The organism is Streptococcus oralis subsp. dentisani (assembly GCF_002096335.1).
Lineage (GTDB): Bacteria > Bacillota > Bacilli > Lactobacillales > Streptococcaceae > Streptococcus > Streptococcus oralis_Z.
Map to the genome: position 1 here is coordinate 51,794 of NZ_NCUW01000025.1, position 20,493 is coordinate 72,286.

The 20,493-nt window shown below is 42.5% G+C and carries 14 protein-coding genes and 1 riboswitch; of the genes, 13 read left to right on the plus strand and 1 reads right to left on the minus strand.

Annotated features, from left to right (window positions below):
* Nucleotides 1-1,350 (minus strand): Trk system potassium transporter TrkA, encoded by a 1,350-nt coding sequence (gene trkA, locus B7709_RS01480; protein WP_084971099.1) that lies wholly within the window; start codon nt 1,348-1,350, stop codon nt 1-3.
* Nucleotides 1,351-1,751: 401 nt separating this feature from the next.
* Here trkA and B7709_RS01490 point away from each other — a divergent pair, with 401 nt between their 5' ends.
* The 13 genes from B7709_RS01490 to B7709_RS01550 all read left to right on the plus strand — a co-directional run.
* Entirely contained in the window at nt 1,752-2,255 is a 504-nt protein-coding gene (locus B7709_RS01490) for a tRNA (cytidine(34)-2'-O)-methyltransferase (RefSeq protein ID WP_084971101.1), read from the plus strand.
* Nucleotides 2,256-2,295: 40 nt separating this feature from the next.
* Nucleotides 2,296-2,514, plus strand: a riboswitch (FMN riboswitch).
* A 153-nt stretch (nt 2,515-2,667) separates the two neighbouring features.
* Nucleotides 2,668-3,231 carry an ECF transporter S component gene (locus tag B7709_RS01495; protein WP_084971102.1) on the plus strand — a complete coding sequence of 188 codons (564 nt, stop codon included), beginning with the start codon at nt 2,668-2,670 and terminating at the stop codon, nt 3,229-3,231.
* On the plus strand, nt 3,221-3,871 hold the full coding sequence (locus tag B7709_RS01500) for a phosphatase PAP2 family protein (RefSeq protein ID WP_084971104.1): 651 nt from the start codon (nt 3,221-3,223) through the stop codon (nt 3,869-3,871). Before B7709_RS01495 ends, B7709_RS01500 begins: the two co-directional genes overlap by 11 nt.
* 271 nt (nt 3,872-4,142) lie before the next feature.
* Nucleotides 4,143-5,189: a phenylalanine--tRNA ligase subunit alpha gene (gene pheS / locus B7709_RS01505; RefSeq protein WP_084971106.1), complete on the plus strand. Its 1,047-nt coding sequence runs from the start codon at nt 4,143-4,145 to the stop codon at nt 5,187-5,189.
* Nucleotides 5,189-5,698: a GNAT family N-acetyltransferase gene (locus B7709_RS01510; protein ID WP_084971108.1), complete on the plus strand. Its 510-nt coding sequence runs from the start codon at nt 5,189-5,191 to the stop codon at nt 5,696-5,698. Before pheS ends, B7709_RS01510 begins: the two co-directional genes overlap by 1 nt.
* A gap of 76 nt (nt 5,699-5,774) precedes the next feature.
* Nucleotides 5,775-8,180 (plus strand): phenylalanine--tRNA ligase subunit beta, encoded by a 2,406-nt coding sequence (gene pheT / locus B7709_RS01515; RefSeq protein ID WP_084971110.1) that lies wholly within the window; start codon nt 5,775-5,777, stop codon nt 8,178-8,180.
* 250 nt (nt 8,181-8,430) lie between these two features.
* Nucleotides 8,431-9,324 carry an ABC transporter ATP-binding protein gene (locus B7709_RS01520; RefSeq protein ID WP_084971112.1) on the plus strand — a complete coding sequence of 298 codons (894 nt, stop codon included), beginning with the start codon at nt 8,431-8,433 and terminating at the stop codon, nt 9,322-9,324.
* Nucleotides 9,321-10,520, plus strand: coding sequence for an ABC transporter permease (locus B7709_RS01525; RefSeq protein ID WP_084971114.1), 1,200 nt, complete (start codon nt 9,321-9,323; stop codon nt 10,518-10,520). Before B7709_RS01520 ends, B7709_RS01525 begins: the two co-directional genes overlap by 4 nt.
* A gap of 214 nt (nt 10,521-10,734) precedes the next feature.
* On the plus strand, nt 10,735-11,181 hold the full coding sequence (gene rplM, locus B7709_RS01530) for a 50S ribosomal protein L13 (protein ID WP_061418105.1): 447 nt from the start codon (nt 10,735-10,737) through the stop codon (nt 11,179-11,181).
* Between the two features lie 18 nt (nt 11,182-11,199).
* Complete coding sequence (gene rpsI / locus B7709_RS01535) at nt 11,200-11,592, plus strand: 30S ribosomal protein S9 (RefSeq protein ID WP_000075969.1); 393 nt, start codon at nt 11,200-11,202, stop codon at nt 11,590-11,592.
* Nucleotides 11,593-12,199: 607 nt separating this feature from the next.
* Entirely contained in the window at nt 12,200-12,901 is a 702-nt protein-coding gene (locus B7709_RS01540) for a class B sortase (protein ID WP_000698674.1), read from the plus strand.
* A complete protein-coding gene (locus B7709_RS01545) occupies nt 12,898-13,524 on the plus strand; it encodes a hypothetical protein (RefSeq protein ID WP_084971115.1) in 627 nt (208 codons plus the stop codon). The genes B7709_RS01540 and B7709_RS01545 overlap by 4 nt, the downstream gene beginning before the upstream one ends.
* The coding region (locus tag B7709_RS01550) for a DNRLRE domain-containing protein (RefSeq protein WP_239822487.1) at nt 13,505-20,493 on the plus strand (6,989 nt) is incomplete at its 3' end. The genes B7709_RS01545 and B7709_RS01550, both read left to right, overlap by 20 nt.

The window sequence follows — 20,493 nt, forward strand, 5'->3', positions numbered from 1 at the left end:
TTACCTCTCAATCAAATCATAAATTTTGGTGATGTTTGGTAGCAGGGTAGTTACCAGTAACTGGTCTCCGACCTCCAGTGTATCCTCTCCAGTAGGGAAGATTGTTTTTCCTTTTCGGATAATAGCTGCGATGAGAACCCCTTTTTTCAATTTTAACTGTGAAAGAGGTTTGGCAGTCATTTTATTAGCTTCCTTGATTTGGAATTGGAGAGTTTCAATTTGTCCGTTTGCTAGATGGTGCATGGCTTGAAGATCTGAGTATTGGGCGTTTACTCGACCACGGATAAAGTGCATAATGGTATCTACCGCGATGCTTTTTGGTGTAATGATACTTGAAAAATCAGGCGCATGGATGATTTCTAGGAGGCTAGTTCGGTTGACCTTGGTGATATTCTTATGGACGCCAACACGGTCAAGGAACATAGAGGTGATGATATTTTCCTCATCAACTCCAGTCAAGGTTGCGACTGCGTCGTAGTGAGGAGCACTTTCTTCTAGTAAGATATCTTTGGCAGTCCCATCTCCCTGAACGATATAGAGATTTGGGAATTTTTCACTAAAGAAACGGGCTCTTTCAGGGTTAATCTCGATGACCTTGGTATCGATACGGCTGTCTTTCAAAATGCCAAGTAGATAATAAGCGATTTTTCCAGCCCCGACGATAAGTAAGCTTTTCACTGCACGCGATTTGAAATAGTTGTGGAAAAGCATCATATCCACACGATTTCCCGTAACAAAAATCCTATCCTTGTCCTGGATAGTGACATCACCACTTGGAATCATGAGTTGATGGTCTCTTTCCATAGCACAGACAATGATGTTGCCAAATTTTTTACGGAAGTCTGAGATTGGCATTTGACAGAGCCCGCTAGAATCTTTGATAACAAACTCCATCAGGCTGACACGACCCCCAGCAAAACGTTCAACTGAGAGGGCATTAGGAAAATCGATGATATTTGAGATGGCACGGGCTGCTAAGAGTTCTGGATTAACGATAAGTGAAAATCCAAGAATATTTTTCTCTTTAAAATAGGCATTAGAGTATTCAGGATTTCGCACCCGAACGATGGTTTCTTTAGCGCCCATTTTTTTAGCCAGTACCGCTGAAATCATATTCACTTCATCGTATTCAGTTAGAGCGATAAAGATATCACACTCTTGGACACCGGCTTGCTCTAAGATAGTAAAGTCGGCACCATTTCCAAGGAGGCCCATGATATCAAAGCGACTGACAATATGGTTCAGTACAGCTTCATTTTGCTCGATGAGGACAACGTCATGTTTTTCTGCAACTAGTGAACGACAGAGGGCAAAACCGACTTTCCCTCCACCAACAAGGACAATTTTCATATAAAAAACCTACTTTTTCATGATGTAACTATCATACCCTTTTTTAGCAAAAAATGCACTTGCCAAGGCGATTTTTAGGGGGAGAAAGGGCTTTTTCAAGTTTTTGAAGATAAATATACTTAACTTCTATAACAGCGTCTCTGACTTGAAGTGATTTTACTCTTTTACTATCCCTTTTCAGAAATGGAATGACCAAACATGAAAATATCATCAAAAAAAGTAAAAAAATCAAATCGTTTCTATTGACATTGATTCTGAAAGTGTTATACTAAGAAAGTAGTTTCGCTGATTTACTTCAAACCTGTTGTGAGGTAAGTTAACGACGCCTTAACCACGCTGTTTGCTGAGCTTGACTCCGGGCAGTGTGGCTATTTTTTTGCAATGATAAAAGGAAGCCAGTCATGACAAATCACATTGTTTTATTTGAACCTCAGATTCCACAAAATACTGGTAACATCGCGCGTACCTGTGCTGCGACCAATTCTCCTCTCCACATCATCAAACCGATGGGCTTTCCCATTGATGATCGCAAGATGAAGCGGGCTGGTTTGGATTACTGGGATAAACTTGAGATTTATTTTTATGACAGTTTGGAAGATTTCATGTCTCAGATGGAGGGAAAACTCTATCTGGTTTCGAAATTTGCTGAAAAGGTTTATTCTGAAGCAGATTTGGCAAGTGGTGGGGATTATTATTTTCTCTTCGGACGTGAGGATAAAGGCTTGCCAGAGGATTTTATGCGTGAACATCCAGAGAAAGCTCTCCGTATCCCTATGAATGACGAGCATGTTCGCAGCCTCAATGTTTCCAATACGGTCTGCATGATTGTCTATGAAGCTCTTCGTCAGCAAAATTTTGCTGGTTTAGAGCTCATTCACACCTATGAAGCGGATAAATTGAAATAAACAAAATGCTTGCACTTGCAAGCGTTTTTTGTTATGATAAAAAGGTCTTCAGGGCAGGGTGTAATTCCCGACCGGCGGTAAATTTGACTAGCTATTTTAGCTTTCTCGTCGTTGTCTTGTCTCGATATACTTTAAGTATTATCTTCGACTGCGACGCCCAGGTAAATCTAAAATATCTTGGCCAAATAAGTCCGCGAGCGCAAGCTGATGTGGTGCGATTCCACAACCGACAGTATAGTCTGGATGGGAGAAGACGAAAGAATAGCTTTGTCTGTTCTGATGAGTTTATAGATAAATTGCAACCGCTTGCTCAAAGGAGTGAGGGGAAACTTTTGGGATATAAAAAGTGAGAATAGATAGAGGGATCCTTTCCAACTTCTTCTGATTTTATAGAAAATTGGAGGAACCTGTTATGACAAACACACGTCGACTTTCGACCATTGCGATTTTATCAGCCATCTCATTTGTGCTGATGTACTTTGACTTTCCGCTTTTACCAGCGGCGTCCTTCCTCAAGATCGAATTTAGTATCTTGCCAATCCTTGTGGGCTTGGTAGTGATGGACTTGCCTGCTGCCCTAGGGATTCTCTTGCTGCGGTCACTCTTGAAATTGCTTCTGAACAGTCAAGGAGTGAATACTTACATTGGGTTGCCAATGAATATCGTAGCCTTGGGAGTTTTTGTGATCGCTTTTGGTTTGATATGGAAAAAGGAACGTAGCACTCTTCGTTTTCTACTAGCATCTCTAGCGGGAACTGTTGGATTGACTGTGGCTATGTTGGTTCTCAACTATGTCTATGCTGTTCCTTTGTACGCGAAGTTTGCCAACTTTGATATTGGAAAAATTATGGGACTTTCCAACTACCTAATGACTATGGTATTACCTTTTAACTTGATTGAAGGTGTAATTTTTGCCATTTCATTCTGGTTGTTGTATGTTCTTTTGAAACCAACCTTAAAACATTATGAGAGATAAACAAACATTTTTAATGAAGGGCAGTTTTGCCCTTTTACTTTTCGTCCTTCTTGGCTATACGGTTAAGTTTTACCCTGAAACGCTGGTCGGTTTTGACCAATCGATTCAGACTGCCATTCGAGGAGACTTGCCAGATTATTTGACAGTTTTATTCCGTGCACTTACGCATTTGATTGATATTCCAGTGATTATCACCTGGGTTGCCATCGCAGCCTTTATCTTTTATCGTAAGCAGTGGAAGATAGAAAGTTTCTTTATGTTGGGGAATCTGGCTTTGGCAGGTCTTTTAATCGTGACCTTTAAAAATATCTACCAGCGCCCACGACCAGCTATCTTACACCTAGTCGAGGAGAAGGGATTTTCCTTCCCAAGCGGCCATTCTTTGGCTGTAACCTTGATGGTAGGTACTTTGATTGTCATTCTCAGTCAACGGATGAAAGATCCAGTCTGGAGAAAAATCGTGCAAATCGTCCTTGGTCTTTACCTAGTCAGTGTGTTGGTATCAAGGGTCTATCTGGGAGTTCACTACCCATCAGACGTCCTTGCCAGTCTCTGTGTGGGTTTGGGAGTACTGTTTATCGAGTTTCCCTTCTATGACAAGCTCCGCTTCCAATGGCGATTTAAAGGTAAGCAGAAGTGAGATAGGTCTTGCAAGAATGGTAAAAATCTGATAAACTAAGTAGTAATTGAATAGAAATCCGTAAGACTAGTAACTCAAGGGAAGTATATCAGGGAGGAGAGCCGTGACTGCAAGCTCTCTATATGAAAGCTGGGTGAATTCACTTGCGCATGGATTTAGAAATGAAGGTCTGACTTGTCAGATGAAACGGATGGTACCGCGTGTCAACGCTCCGAGTGGAGTTTTTGGCATGTGGTTTTCTTTTTATCTACGAGAGACTGATGGAGGAATTATGTCAACTATTGAAGAACAATTAAAAGCGCTTCGCGAAGAAACGCTGGCTAGCTTGAAGCAGATTACTGCTGAAAATGAAAAAGAGATGCAAGATTTGCGTGTCTCTATCCTTGGGAAAAAAGGATCGCTTACTGAAATCCTTAAAGGGATGAAAGATGTCTCTGCTGAGATGCGCCCAATCATCGGGAAACATGTCAATGAAGCTCGTGATGTCTTGACAGCAGCCTTCGAAGAAACAGCTAAGCTTTTGGAAGAAAAGAAAGTTGAAGCTCAACTAGCTAGCGAGAGCATCGATGTGACCCTTCCAGGTCGTCCAGTTGCGACTGGTCACCGTCACGTTCTCACACAAACCAGTGAAGAAATCGAAGATATTTTCATTGGGATGGGGTACCAAGTCGTGGATGGTTTTGAAGTGGAGCAAGACTACTATAACTTTGAACGTATGAACCTTCCAAAAGACCACCCAGCTCGTGATATGCAGGACACTTTTTATATCACAGAAGAAATCTTGCTTCGTACGCACACGTCTCCTGTTCAGGCGCGTGCTATGGATGCCCATGATTTTTCAAAAGGTCCTTTGAAAATGATCTCACCAGGACGTGTGTTCCGTCGTGATACGGACGATGCGACCCACAGTCACCAGTTCCACCAAATCGAAGGATTGGTTGTTGGGAAAAACATCTCTATGGCAGACCTTCAAGGAACGCTTCAATTGATCGTCCAAAAAATGTTTGGTGAAGAGCGTCAGATCCGTCTGCGTCCATCTTATTTCCCATTCACAGAGCCATCTGTTGAAGTGGATGTTTCCTGCTTCAAGTGTGGTGGAGAAGGCTGTAACGTATGTAAGAAAACAGGTTGGATTGAGATTATGGGTGCCGGTATGGTTCACCCACGTGTCCTTGAAATGAGTGGAATCGATGCGACTGTTTACTCTGGCTTTGCCTTTGGTCTTGGACAAGAGCGTGTCGCTATGCTCCGTTACGGAATCAACGATATCCGTGGGTTCTATCAAGGAGATGTCCGCTTCTCAGAACAGTTTAAATAATGATTAGAAAAGTAGAAAAGGCAGATATTGGGGTGTTGGCCAAAATTGCCAAACAAACCTTTCGTGAAACATTTGCGCATGATAATACGGAAGAGCAGTTACAGGAATACTTTGAAGAGGCTTATAGTCTGAGAGTTTTGTCAACTGAGTTGGAAAATCCTGAATCCGAAACCTATTTCATTATGCATGAAGAGGAGATAGCTGGTTTGCTCAAAGTCAATTGGGGAAGTGCTCAGACTGAGAGAGAATTAGAGGATGCTTTTGAAATTCAACGCCTCTATGTGCTACAAAAATTCCAAGGATTTGGACTAGGTAAGCAACTGTTTGAATTCGCTCTTGAACTTGCTACAAAAAATAGTTTTTCCTGGGCTTGGTTAGGTGTTTGGGAGCATAATACAAAAGCTCAAGCGTTTTATAACCGATATGGTTTTGAAAAATTTAGCCAACATAGTTTTATGGTTGGTCAAAAAGTAGATACGGATTGGTTACTGAAAAAGAAATTAAGGTAAGAAGAGGATTCTTCTATTGAAATGATAGGAAAGGAAAAGAACTAGAGTGGCAACTGTCATTCTGGAGAACTAAATTATGCTTGTATCTTATAAATGGTTAAAAGAATTGGTGGACATTGATGTGCCATCACAAGAGTTGGCTGAAAAAATGTCAACTACAGGGATCGAGGTAGAGGGTGTTGAATCACCAGCTGCTGGTCTCTCAAAAATTGTCGTCGGTGAGGTTTTGTCTTGCGAAGATGTGCCAGAAACTCACTTGCATGTCTGTCAGGTTAACGTGGGCGAAGAAGAAGCCCGTCAGATCGTTTGTGGTGCTCCAAATGTGCGTGCTGGTATCAAGGTCATGGTGGCTCTTCCAGGAGCTCGTATCGCTGACAACTACAAGATCAAAAAAGGAAAAATCCGTGGCTTGGAGTCACTTGGGATGATCTGTTCGCTTGGTGAATTGGGGATTTCTGACTCAGTTGTACCAAAGGAATTTGCAGATGGTATTCAAATCTTGCCTCAAGATGCTGTTCCTGGGGACGAAGTCTTTTCTTACCTAGACTTGGATGATGAAATCATCGAACTTTCTATCACGCCAAACCGTGCAGATGCTCTATCTATGCGTGGGGTGGCTCATGAAGTGGCAGCTATCTATGACAAGGCAGTCAACTTTAAAGAATTCAGTTTAACAGAAACCAATGAAACTGCAGCAGATGCCCTTTCTGTAAGCATTGAGACAGACAAGGCACCTTACTATGCTGCCCGTATCTTGGATAATGTGACCATCGCACCAAGTCCACAATGGTTGCAAAACCTTCTCATGAACGAAGGAATCCGTCCGATTAACAATGTCGTAGACGTAACCAACTACATCCTGCTTTACTTTGGTCAACCTATGCATGCCTTTGACTTGGATACCTTTGAAGGCACTGACATTCGTGTGCGTGAAGCGCGTGCTGGTGAAAAATTGGTGACCTTGGATGGTGAAGAACGTGATTTGGACGTGAGTGACTTAGTCATCACTGTCGCAGACAAGCCAGTAGCCCTTGCAGGTGTTATGGGTGGTCAAGCAACAGAAATCTCTGAAAACTCTAGTCGTGTTGTCCTTGAAGCAGCTGTTTTCAATGGCAAATCTATCCGTAAGACCAGTGGTCGCCTGAACCTTCGTTCTGAATCGTCTTCTCGCTTTGAAAAAGGAATTAATGTGGCAACTGTTAACGAAGCTCTTGATGCGGCAGCTAGTATGATTGCCGAACTTGCCGGTGCGACAGTGCGTAAAGGCATCGTTTCAGCTGGTGAACTTGATACTTCTGATGTGGAAGTTTCTTCAACTCTTGCTGACGTCAACCGAGTCCTCGGAACTGAGCTTTCATATGCGGATGTGGAAGATGTCTTCCGTCGTCTTGGATTTGGCCTTTCTGGAAATGCAGAAAGCTTTACAGTCAGCGTACCGCGTCGTCGTTGGGATATCACCATCGAAGCAGACCTCTTTGAAGAAATAGCTCGTATCTATGGTTATGACCGCTTGCCAACTAGTCTTCCAAAAGATGACGGTACAGCAGGGGAATTGACTGCGACACAAAAATTGCGCCGTCAAGTTCGTACTATCGCTGAAGGAGCAGGTTTGACAGAAATCATCACCTACGCTCTGACAACGCCTGAGAAAGCAGTTGAGTTCACAGCTCAACCAAGTAAGCTGACAGAACTCATGTGGCCTATGACAGTGGATCGCTCCGTTCTCCGTCAAAATATGGTCTCAGGTATCCTTGATACAGTGGCCTACAATGTAGCTCGTAAGAACAAAAACTTGGCACTTTACGAGATTGGAAAAGTATTTGAACAAACAGGAAATCCAAAAGAAGACCTTCCAGATGAGATCAATAGCTTTGCCTTTGCTTTGACAGGTTTGGTTGCAGAAAAAGACTTCCAAACAGCAGCGGTTCCAGTTGATTTCTTCTATGCTAAGGGAATCCTTGAAGCTCTCTTTGCTCGCTTGGGACTAGAAGTGACCTATACAGCTACAGCTGAAATCGCTAGCCTTCACCCAGGACGTACAGCCGTAATCTCACTCGGTGACCAAGTTCTTGGTTTCCTCGGGCAAGTACATCCAGTCACTGCCAAGGCTTATGATATTCCAGAAACTTATGTAGCTGAGCTTAACCTTTCAGCTATCGAAGCTGCTCTACAACCAGCTGCTCCATTTGTGGAAATCACGAAATTCCCAGCAGTCAGCCGTGATATTGCCCTTCTTCTCAAGGCAGAAATCACTCATCAAGAAGTTGTAGACGCGATCCAAGCTGCAGGCGTGAAACGTTTGACAGATATCAAACTCTTCGACGTCTTCTCAGGCGAAAAACTAGGACTTGGTATGAAGTCTATGGCTTATAGCCTAACCTTCCAAAATCCAGAAGATAGCTTGACGGACGAAGAAGTCGCACGCTATATGGAGAAAATCCAAACTTCTCTCGAAGAAAAGGTCCATGCAGAAGTGCGTTAACTCATCAATCCATCCTTCGGGGTGGATTTTTAGTTTCAAGAAGACAGTTCAGGATCAAAAATGAACAATTGGGGAGTAAAAGCTCTCAGCTATACTTTATTGGGTTATAATTGGTCTATCACTTGGGTACTCAAAAACCTTAGATAGTTTAGTTTTTAAGGAAGGATGAATAAGATAAAAATGTACATAAATTCTTGTAAAGGCTATCAAAAAGGAGTATAATAAGTGCAACATATTTCGGAGGTGGAAAATGCTAGAAGTAAGAAATCTAGAGAAAAGTTTCGGTTCCAAGCAAGTCTTGTTTGGTGTCGATTTTCAGGCAAGGCCAGGACGAATTTTGGGACTGGTCGGGAAAAATGGTGCTGGGAAAACAACGATTTTCCACAGTATGTTGAAATTTTTGGACTATCAAGGAGAAATCAGTCTGGATGGGCAGGAGATTCGTCAGGAGACCTACGCTCGGATTGGCTATCTGCCTGAGGAACGCAGTCTTATGCCCAAGTTGACAGTTCTTGAGCAAGTTCGCTACCTGGCTACTCTAAAAGGCATGGATGCTAAGGAGGTCAAGGAAAAACTCCCTCAATGGATGGAAAAACTGGAAGTTAAGGGGAAATTGACTGACAAAATCAAGAGCCTCTCAAAAGGAAATCAGCAGAAAATCCAGTTGATTATCACCCTCATCCATGAGCCAGACTTGATTATCCTGGATGAGCCCTTTAGTGGTCTGGATCCAGTCAATACCGAGTTGCTCAAGCAGGTTATCTTAAAAGAAAAAGAGCGTGGGGCGACCATTATCTTTTCTGACCATGTCATGACCAATGTCGAGGAGCTTTGCGATGATATTCTCATGATTCGAGATGGGCGTGTGGTCTTGCATGGACCAGTCCAAGAAGTTCGCAATCAATACGGTAAAACGCGTCTCTTTGTTTCAAGTGAACGAAGCAAGGAAGAATTGGAAAGTCTTCCTCATGTCAAACAGGTGAGCTTGACCAAGCAAGGCAGTTGGAAATTGATTTTAGATGATGAGAGTGCTGGAAGAGAACTCTTCCCAATCCTCACTCAAGGTCAATACATCGCGACCTTTGACCAACAAGCTCCAACAATCGATGAAATCTTTAAACTAGAATCAGGGGTGGAAGTATGAGAAATATGTGGGTTGTAATGAAGGAAACCTATCTTCGACATGTCAAGTCGTGGAGTTTCTTCTTTATGGTGATTTTGCCGTTCCTCTTTTTAGGATTATCTGTAGGAATCGGCTATCTCCAAAATTCTTCGATGGCTAAAACTAGCAAGGTAGCAGTAGTAACAACAGTGCCATCTGTAGCTGAGGGACTCAAGGGTACCAATGGTATTAACTTTGATTATAAGGATGAAGCCAGTGCCCAAGTTGCTATCAAGGATGAGAAAATCAAGGGTTATCTAACTATTGATCAAGAGGACAGTGTCCTCAAGGCCGTTTACCATGGTGAAACTTCTCTTGAAACAGGTATCAAGCTAGCAGTAACCAATAAACTCAATGAACTTCAATATCAACTCAATCGCTCGGCAGCTAATTTGTCTCAAGAACAGGAAAAACTCCTGGCTCAGACTGTTGACTTTACTGAGAAGATTGACGAATCCAAAGAAAATAAAAAGATGGTCCAAACCATTGCGGCTGCAGGTCTCGGTTTCTTCCTTTATATGATTTTGATGACCTATGCTAGTGTCACTGCTCAGGAAGTGGCTAGTGAAAAGGGAACCAAAATCATGGAAGTGGTCTTCTCTAGTATTCGAGCTAGCCATTATTTCTACGCTCGCATGATTGCCTTGCTTCTTGTGATTTTGACCCATGTTGGGATTTACGTAGTGGGTGGAGTTGCTGCGCTACTTCTCTTCAAAGACCTCCCTATCTTGGCCCAGTCTGGTATTTTAAACCACTTGGGAGAGGCCTTCTCGCTCAATACTTTATTGTTTGTCTTAGTGAGCCTCTTTATGTATGTTGTTTTGGCAGCCTTTCTAGGTTCCATGGTTTCTAGGCCTGAGGATTCAGGCAAGGCCTTGTCGCCATTGATGATTTTGATTATAGCCGGATTTGTCGGAGTGACCTCTCTAGGTGCTGCTGGGGATAATTTGGTTTTGAAAATTGGTTCCTACATTCCCTTCATTTCGACCTTCTTTATGCCATTTAGAGCTATAAATGGGTATGCAAGTGGTCTGGAAGCTTGGATTTCCCTAGCGATTACAGTCGTTTTTGCAGTGACTGCGACAGTCTTTATCGGGCGTATGTATGCCAGCCTTGTCCTTCAAACAGATGACTTAGGTCTATGGAAAAGCTTCAAACGTGCCTTGGCTTACAAATAGCAATAGAAACCTCGTTTTCACGAGGTTTTTGTGATATTTTAAAGGTCAAATCGGGAAAATTATTTTTCATATCTATTGACTTTTAGTAGTAAAATTTGGTATGATAGTAGACGGTATTGTTTACCCCATTTGTAAGGCCCCGGAACCTTTCAAATACCCCGCGGACCGGAACATCCGCCCTGTAAACAAAAACGATATTCATATAGGAGAAATCATGAACAAAACTACATTCATGGCTAAACCAGGCCAAGTAGAACGCAAATGGTATGTTGTTGACGCAACTGATGTACCTCTTGGACGCCTTTCGGCAGTTGTTGCTAGCGTACTTCGCGGAAAAAACAAACCAACATTTACACCACACACTGATACAGGTGACTTCGTAATCGTTATCAATGCTGAAAAAGTTAAATTGACTGGTAAAAAAGCATCTGATAAGATCTACTACACTCACTCAAACCACCCAGGTGGATTGAAACAAATCTCTGCTGGTGAACTTCGTTCTAAAAATGCAGTACGTTTGATCGAGAAATCAGTTAAAGGTATGCTTCCACACAATACTCTTGGCCGCGCTCAAGGTATGAAGTTGAAAGTATTTGTTGGAGCTGAGCACACTCACGCTGCACAACAACCAGAAGTTCTTGATATTTCAGGACTTATCTAAGGAAAGGAACAATAAAGTATGTCACAAGCACAATATGCAGGTACTGGACGTCGTAAAAACGCTGTTGCACGCGTTCGCCTTGTTCCAGGAACTGGTAAAATCACTGTTAACAAAAAAGATGTTGAAGAGTACATCCCACACGCTGACCTTCGTCTCGTTATCAACCAACCATTCGCAGTTACTTCAACTGTAGGTTCATACGACGTTTTCGTTAACGTTGTAGGTGGTGGATACGCTGGTCAAGCAGGGGCTATCCGTCACGGTATCGCTCGTGCCCTTCTTCAAGTAGACCCAGACTTCCGTGATTCATTGAAACGCGCAGGACTTCTTACTCGTGACTCACGTAAAGTTGAGCGTAAGAAACCAGGTCTTAAGAAAGCTCGTAAAGCATCACAATTTAGTAAACGTTAATCAATACGATTATATCAACGTTTCAAACACCTCTTGGTTCCCACCAAGGGGTGTTTTTTTGATAATTTTTAGCAAAATTCACACCACTTTTTACACCATATTCACACTATTATTTTTTAAGATTGCGGTAGGCAATTTCTCCAACAGCCATTGGAATCATATTTTTATTTATGAAATCTATCATTACGAAAGATTTCATGGAATCGGATAAATATGTAGCGAAATAAGGGAAAGGAATCGCACATTGTGGCTTCCTAGACTAGGAAACATCTAGGGTTTCTTCTCAATTAAAAACTAAAAACGATTTTGGAACTTGATTTTTTCATAGGAAATGTAAGAATTGGAGTTTTGCAGGTTTCAGGAGGCATCTATCACAAGGGAGTTTAGACAAAAAGTCAGAGTCAGCTCAAACAGTCGTTAAAAGAGGAGCCCATTCTTATTTGGAGTGGGCTCCTCTTTTCTGTTAAAAAAGTAGATATCAAACAGGTAATGAAACGATATACATGTATATGATACCAAAATATCTTAATAAAAGTATAATTTAAAAGGATAGTGCATTTACAAGGGCTATCGGGATCTGATATAATGATAACATGGGAGAGGTTACATGAAAATTTTAAGGTTTAGTTTATCATTAATTGCAATGGTTGCAGTTTTATTTTTAGGTCTAAAAATCTTGGATGGATTTGAACAGAAAGCTGTAGAGAAGCATTCCCAAAATGCAGTAGAGACGAGGTTTCATCAGAATCCCGATGTCTTTGCTTGGCTAACAGTCGAAGGGACTCGAATTGATTATCCAGTCGCTCAACATTCAAGGGATGATACTTATTATCTATCTCACGATATAGATGGTGAAGAGACCTATTATGGAGCCATATTCACAGAGCTGGTTAACAAAAAAACATTTGAAGATCCTGTCACGATTATCTATGGGCATGCTATGCTAGATGATTCTATGTTCGGGTCTTTAGATTATTTTGCGAAGCCAGCTTTTTTTAACGAACATGAGAGCATCAAAATTGACACGTTGACTCAACATTTTGAATATGAGGTGCTGGCAGCCCATTCTTATACAGATGATCATCTTTTTTATACATTCGAATTAGGAAGTCGAGAAGGTCTCCGATATTATTTAGATACATTACAGATAAGAACGTCAGACTATGGGGGATTCTATCGCCAGATAGCCACTGACCCCCAAAAAGATCGGTTTTTAATCTTATCAACCTGCGATGTTGCTGGAAATGATCAACGATTTGTGGTTACTGCTCGTTTAAAAAGTGTCAAAGAAAGGACAAGTAAATCATGAAAATATTAAGACTCTCAAGATTTTGGAGACTAGCTACTGGCTTACTGTTTTTAGGAGTGGGGCAACGCCTTCTATTTACAGGTGCGATTTCCCCTGTGGTAGTTGAGGAAAGTTTATCACTCATTCTGATCTTACTCAGCCTACTATTTTTAATGATAGGAACGGTTCTTATTTTTCCAATAGCGATCTGGTTTTATAAGCAGTATCGATCAGATAAACGTTTAAATCACACTATTCTGGTTTACTTGTTTAGTGCGATTTTATGTGGCATTCTCATCGGAGGCTTGGGTCAAGTTTTATACGATAATACGAGTTTGGAGTATGATCATGCTAAGATTGCGATTTGGGCTTTTACCACAATTATACAAACTTTTCTTAAAGTAATCTTATCCTATAGTCTGGTTAGTATTTACAAAGCTTTACCAATTAAAAGTAGGGTAGATCAATTGCGACTACCTGTTCTGGTATCCATGCTTCTTGTTGCCTTTTGTTTAGCTATTGCTGTTTGGTTCCCAATATTAGGTTCTTTCGTTTTATCCATCGGTGATGCTCTTATTTTAATTTTTACACTTTATTATTTTATTTATCTTACAAAGGAGAATTATGATGAAAAGACTTCGTAAGACCATACAGTGGTTATTATTACTGAGTTTATTTATTTCTAACACCCCACTTATTTATGCGGAAGAAATAAGCCATGCAATCAAGCAAGGTCAGGCGGAGGCCGCTTATAAAAAAGCTGTCACAGAGGCGAGTAGCCAGACTGTAGGTTCTGAGAATGCGAATACGGAACATTCGACGAGCTCTGATGCTTCAAAACCAGCAAAAGATGGTGGAGATGCCCTACAACAACCAAAGGTGGTCAATGAAGAGAGTAAGGCAGAGGCAGAACTAAAGAAACAATATGGAGAACCAGTAGCGGTTAGTGGGCAAGAACAACTGTTTCGGGTGGATGAAACTCACTTTGTGACGCATATTGGGAGTGATATTAAAACCTATATTGACCAAGAAGGGGTGGAAGTTCCTGTTGACTTATCTCTCTATTCTTATCATGCCAATGGAAAACACTATTATCTACCTAAAGAATCTCCAGTAGGCGTAGTTCTTCCGAGCGAAGTCAAAGAAGAAACCCCTATTGATATTACACATAAGGATGACAAAATTTCCCTCTATCCGCTTGATAAAACGTATGATCAGGCAACTGTAGAAAAGAATGCCATCTTATACAATAACGTTGATGGCAAAACAGATGTGCAATATACGGTACAGTCTAATGGTGTTAAAGAAGAGATTATCTTAGCAGAGTGGGGTGGGAAGAACTCCTTTACTTATGGTTTAGATGCATCTAAGTATGATGTTTCTTTGAAAGACAATCAAATCCTTGTTCGCGAAAAGGGCAAAGCGAAGATCCTATTTGTACTAACTGCCCCAATGATGGTGGATAGTGCTGGTGCTACTAGTAATGCTTTAACTCTTGGCTTGAAAAAAGGAGATGGGCGTCATGAAGTGACAGTCACAGCTAGTAAAGAGTGGTTGTCTGCCTCAGACCGTAAGTATCCTGTTCGGATCGACCCAACTGTAACGGTTCCAAGAGAAAAAATCCTTGATGTTGTGACTTCATCCGTACATGGTCAGTACCAAGGTTATGCCTATGGATATGTTGGGTATATGACAGCTGAGATGATGGGGATGGCTGGTATTCCAGGTGTTCGTGATATCGGTCGCGCAAGGATGTACTTTAAGATTAACTACGATTTTCAAAAGAGTATTCCTAAAGAAGCGCGTATCGATAGTGCAAGTCTAAATATTTATGAATACACTGCTCCAGATTCTCAATCAACCCAGTTTGCGGCATACCGTTTGAAACAAGATTTTGATATCAATACCCTCACGTGGGATACTTCTGTGGGTCTTGATATGGAAATTGCAGGAAAGAATGCGACCAGTGGTAAGAAGATAGGGATGCATAACTTTGATATCCGTGAGACTGTAAATGCATGGGTTCAAGGTTTGGAACCAAACTACGGTCTAGTTGTAGCTGCAACCGACGAAGGTTCAGATGGCGGTGCCTTCTATACAACTGAAGCTACTGCAGATAATGCAGGACAGATTGGGTTTACCCCAGACAAGGCTCCGAGTTTGACGATTAATTGGTCTGTTCCAGATCCGGTTGATGTCAATTATCCAATTGGGAACACTACCATCAATCTTCGTACTATGGTGAAAACAGATAAGAAAGGAAAACTGCAATTTCAGGGAGTCTTTGCGGATGGTCTGACAACACCGGGTGCTCAGGTTGATTATAACCTTAGTGACACTGCGAAAGACTACAAGGGTCAAAGTTCTGCAAGTTTTTCTTACAAATACCCTGATAGTAGTTCCTTTGATGCAGCCTTTGAAAAAGGAACAACTAAATATAAAGACAAGCTCTCAAACTGGCAGACCCAGGTGCCTTTCACAGAACCTGAACTAAACAAGGTTTATACGATTGACGCAGAGAGTAAAAAGGATGGTCAGACCAGCGGTAAAAAATCAAGCGATACTTTCTTGATTTACAAAGTTACCCAGTTTGATACCCTTCCAAAGATTGCGGCTTACTATGGAGTACCACTGAATCAACTTGCTTACGATAATCGTATCCAAGATATGATGGTTGTACAAAATAATACCCTTTTTATTCGCAATCCAAGAAAGAATGCTGATAAACCTTATAATCCACCAGCATTAACATCTAATACCAAGGCAGAAATAGACAGGCTTTTAATGGGTCGAGGTCTTCACTGTGAGTTTGGATTTGAACCTATCAATCTAAACACGGGGAATTTCTACCTAGATCGAACAGATGTTTCTATCACAGATGTTGACGGCAAGTTCGAAATTACTCGCGCCTATAACTCTAAAGCAGCAGGTATCAATAGTCTCTTTGGTCGTGGTTGGTCATTTGCCTTTAATGAGCAGTTATCGAGCGATGAAGACCAAAATCTTTACTATACTCGTACAGATGGCTCTATTCTTAAGTTTACGAAAGATGGTGATAAATATCGTTCTCCAAGCGGTTATGATCTGACTCTCGAGGTAAAAACAGTTGAAACGAAGAAAGGTGACTTTGGCGGAGACGAAAAAGAAGACTACGATGTTAAGGAATACCGAGTTGTTGATCACAATCATCAAGAGAAAATTTTCAACTATCACGGCCTCTTAACGAGTCAGACGGATGAAAAAGGCAATAAAACAAACTTTGATTATAATGAAAATTATCAGCTGACCAAGATTACATCCCCTACAGGCTTGGTTTATAGTATCACCTATAACTCAGAGGGCTATATAGGTGCGATTCAAATCCCAAATGGTTCAACTTTGACCTATGAATACGACACGAATGGTCATTTGATTACCTATACAGATGCGACGGGAGTTCCTACTCGTTATGAATATGACGATAAGGGACGTATGACAGCCTGGTATGATGGAAATGGGACCAAGGTTATCCAAAACGAGTATGATGAGGAAAATCGTGTCACCAAGCAAACAGATGGTGCAGGTGCTGTTTCAACTCTTTCTTATAGTGAAGGTCAGACGATCACTACCGATGGAAATGGCAATCAAACCGTATATACTTACGATGAGCAATATCGTACAACGGGCATTCGCTATGCCGATGGAACTAGTGTCTCAAAAACGTATGATGACAACAACCGTCTGTCAAGCGTGACGAATGAAGCGGGGCAAACAACTCGCTACACTTATGACAGCAATGGTAATACCTTGACAGAAACGCGTTTTGACGGTGCAGTAAAAACTTCTAGCTATGATGAGAAGAACCATCTTCTGTCTCTCACTGATTTTAGTGGTGCATCGACTGCCCATAGTTATGATGCAAATGGCAATCTAATTCAGACGACATTGCCAGATGGGTCTAAGATTGCTTATACTGTCGATCAGCAAGGGCGTATCTTATCTACGACAGATGCAGCTGGCCACACAACTTCCTTTGCCTATCAAGGTGCGAATCTGGTAAGCATTACCAATCCTTTAGGAGGCGTATCAACCTTTACCTACAATGCACACAATCAAGTCACTAGCATTACGAATCCTCTCGGTGGGGCAAAAACCTTTACCTATGATGCAGAAGGTCGCAAGCTGAGCGAAAAAGATGCTGATGGTGTTGGAACTAGTCATACTTTTGACAAGGCAGGTCAAGTGACAGCTGTGACAGAAGGCAATGGTAACACGACTACCTTCACCTATGATGGTTTCGGCCGTAAAGTCGGTGCTTCGAATGGAGAAGGAGGGAACTATAGCTACACTTATGATGGTGTTGGGAATCAGCTTTCCGTTACCGATGCAGAAGGTCGAACCACAAGCTATACATATGATAGCAAAGGTCGTTTCCTAACAGAAACCAATGCTTCAGGTCAAACGACTACCGTTACTCGTGATGCACTGGGTCGAATTATCACTCGAACCAATGAAGCAGGCAATAGCAGTAGCTTGACTTATGATGATAGAAACAATGCCGTTAAAACCATCACAGATGCTCTGGGGCAAGTTACTCAAAACACTTATGACGCTGCAGGAAAACTAACGTCAGTCTCTTACCCAATCGGTACAAAGGCAGAGACTACTTATGATATCATGGGTCGTGTGCTATCTTACACCGATGAAGCAGGGCAAACAGTGACCTACACCTATGACAGTGTTGGTAATAAACTCAGCGAAACCAAAGGGAAGAAGACTACTAGCTATACCTATGATGCGGCGGGAAATGTGACTGGTATTACCTACCCAGATGGTAGCAGTGTTTCATATGTGTTGGATGCGATGGGGAATATCCTGTCCATGACAGATGCCCTTGGAAAAGAAACGACTTATGAATACAGCAAGGCAGGGCGCCTAATCGCAACGACCAATGCCTTGGGTCACCGCACAAGCATGACCTATGATGCCAATGGCAATCAAAATAGCCTAACAGATGCGGCAGGTTATACTGCTAGCACGACCTATACAGGTCAAAATCAAGTTTCCAGTATTACAGATGGTTTAGGCAATAAAACCACGATGGCCTATAACCAAATGGAACAGTTGACAGAGTTGACAGATGCCTTGGGTGGCAAGACTCAGTACACCTATAATGAACTGGGCTATCCGATTCAGGTCACCGATGCCAATGGTCATGTCACGAAGATGACCTATACCTCAACGGCTCAACTGGAGGAAGTGACTCTTCCAGACGGAACTACTGTAAAGCAAGAATACGATGCCCTTGATCGTCTCATCAAGCAGACGCATTCTAGTGGCTTGGTGACGGAGTATAGCTACGATGCCGCCAACCGTGTAGTGAACAAAAAAGATAATCAGGATCTCAATGAGACCTACACCTACGATAAGGCAGGAAATCGTCTCACTTTAACAAACAGCTTGGGTGAGGTTACTCAATACAGCTATAATAGTGACAACCAACTGACGAAGGTGGTCTACGCAGATAAGACCAGTGAAACCTTTACCTATGATGTCATGGGCAATGTCGCAAGTTCAACCGACCAAGAAGGAAAGACCAAAACCTATCACTATGATCAAAATGGCAATCTGCTCAAGACCGTCGATCATCTGAAACGTGAAACCAAGTATAGCTACGATGCCCTCAACCGAGTAGTGACAGAGTCGGATGCTGATGGCAATACCTCTACTTACGAATATGATGTCCTTGGCAACCTATCTAAAATGACCGATGCCAATGGCCATTCAAGTAGCTATGGGTATGATGCCAATAAGAAATTGGTACTCTATACAGATCCAAATGGTCAAGCGACAGCCTTTAAGTACGACCCATTAGGACGAATCATTGAAACAGTAGCTCCGACAGGAAGCAAGCAAACCTTCACCTATGATGCCTTGGGCAATCGCTTGAGTGAAACAAGTGGCGAAGGTCATACAACGACCTACAGCTATGACGGTATGAACCGTGTCAGCAGTAAGAAACGTCCAACAGGTGGAGAGACTCAGTATGCCTATGACGCTACAGGTAGTTTGGCAAAGGAAACAGATGCCAACGGTCATAGCACCAACTATGTCAATGACCTTTATGGCCGTGTGACCAAACGCACTCTGCCAAATGAGGCAGCATACACCTACGCCTATGATGCCTTGGGCCGTCTCACCAAGCAAACAGGTCCACAAGGTCTATCGAAAACCTATAGCTATGATGTGTCTGGGAACTTGGTGAAAGAGACAGACCAATCCGATCGAAGCAATCACTATAGCTATGACAAGGTGGGCCGTCTCTTAACGGCTAAGAACGCCCTTGACCTTGAAACCAAGTATAGCTATGATGAAGCGGGGAATCTAGCCAAACTGACCAAGCCGTCCGGTGCTACAACCACCTTTGACTATACGACCCTTGATCAACTAAAAACGATCAAAACGCCAACCGGTCGAACGGTAGAATCAAGCTATGATCCAGTCGGTCAGGTGACCAAACGAACCATCAATGGCAAACGCGAGACGACCTATACCTATGACCCGAATGGCAATCTCCTTGAGGAGACGAATCCTCTCGGTCAAGTAACCAAGCGAACCTATGATGGCCTCAATCGCCTCACCTCAGAAAGCGATGCGGCAGGCCAATGGACCAATTATAGCTATGACCACGATAACCATCTCACGAAGATCACAGATGAGGCTGGTGGCGTCGCAAGCATGACCTATGATGCCAATGGCAACCTCACTAGTGTCACATCTGGAAGCAAGCGTGTCAAGACCTATACCTATGACCTAAAGGATCAGTTGCTTACAGCGACACAAGGAAGTGGAGAGAAGGCTTCCACCTCTAGCTATACCTACGACAGTGTGGGCAATGTCACTTCGGTCACGAATGGAAATGGCAAGGTCACAAGCTACAGCTATGACCAGCTTTCCAATCTAGTGGAGCGCTTGACTAGTCTCGGAGACAAGGAAACCTATACCTACAATGTCAATAACCAGCTCGAAAAAGTAACCAAGTCCGATGGGAAAACCATCAGCTACGACTATAACAAGCTGGATCAACTACTCAAGGTGGAGTACTCTGAAAAGCAAGAGGGTCAAGTCCTCTATACCTATGATGCGGATGGCCGTCGGGTGTCTATGAGTGACCTGACAGGAACTAGTCAGTACGCGACCAACGAAGAAGGCGAGATCACGGGTGTTCGTCAGGGAGATGGAAGCCTGATCCAGTACGAGTATGATGCTTATGGCAATATCTCGAAGATGATTTACCCAGATGGTAGCACAGTCTCTTACACTTACGATGAACTGGATCGCCTGACTTCTGTGACCGATGTCAAGGGACAAAAGACCAGCTATAGCTACAACCCAGCAGGGGATCTGACGGAAGTTAATCGAGGAGATGGGACCAAGAGCTTCTTGACCTATGACAAGGCTCACCGTCTCACCGAACTTCGCCACATGGACAAGCAGGACAAGCTCATCTCCAGCTACGGCTATGAGTATGATGATGGAGGCTATATCGCCAAGGAAACCATCAAGCAGGATGGCGAAACCCTAGTCCATAGCTACACCTACGATACTCTGGGTCAAGTGGAAAACATGACTGT

Bases quoted from the DNA above. Each gene is read 5' to 3' on its own strand.
- trkA (WP_084971099.1), bottom strand. From the start codon at position 1,350: ATGAAAATTGTCCTTGTTGGTGGAGGGAAAGTCGGTTTTGCCCTCTGT.
- B7709_RS01490 (WP_084971101.1), top strand. From the start codon at position 1,752: ATGACAAATCACATTGTTTTATTTGAACCTCAGATTCCACAAAATACT.
- B7709_RS01495 (WP_084971102.1), top strand. From the start codon at position 2,668: ATGACAAACACACGTCGACTTTCGACCATTGCGATTTTATCAGCCATC.
- B7709_RS01500 (WP_084971104.1), top strand. From the start codon at position 3,221: ATGAGAGATAAACAAACATTTTTAATGAAGGGCAGTTTTGCCCTTTTA.
- pheS (WP_084971106.1), top strand. From the start codon at position 4,143: ATGTCAACTATTGAAGAACAATTAAAAGCGCTTCGCGAAGAAACGCTG.
- B7709_RS01510 (WP_084971108.1), top strand. From the start codon at position 5,189: ATGATTAGAAAAGTAGAAAAGGCAGATATTGGGGTGTTGGCCAAAATT.
- pheT (WP_084971110.1), top strand. From the start codon at position 5,775: ATGCTTGTATCTTATAAATGGTTAAAAGAATTGGTGGACATTGATGTG.
- B7709_RS01520 (WP_084971112.1), top strand. From the start codon at position 8,431: ATGCTAGAAGTAAGAAATCTAGAGAAAAGTTTCGGTTCCAAGCAAGTC.
- B7709_RS01525 (WP_084971114.1), top strand. From the start codon at position 9,321: ATGAGAAATATGTGGGTTGTAATGAAGGAAACCTATCTTCGACATGTC.
- rplM (WP_061418105.1), top strand. From the start codon at position 10,735: ATGAACAAAACTACATTCATGGCTAAACCAGGCCAAGTAGAACGCAAA.
- rpsI (WP_000075969.1), top strand. From the start codon at position 11,200: ATGTCACAAGCACAATATGCAGGTACTGGACGTCGTAAAAACGCTGTT.
- B7709_RS01540 (WP_000698674.1), top strand. From the start codon at position 12,200: ATGAAAATTTTAAGGTTTAGTTTATCATTAATTGCAATGGTTGCAGTT.
- B7709_RS01545 (WP_084971115.1), top strand. From the start codon at position 12,898: ATGAAAATATTAAGACTCTCAAGATTTTGGAGACTAGCTACTGGCTTA.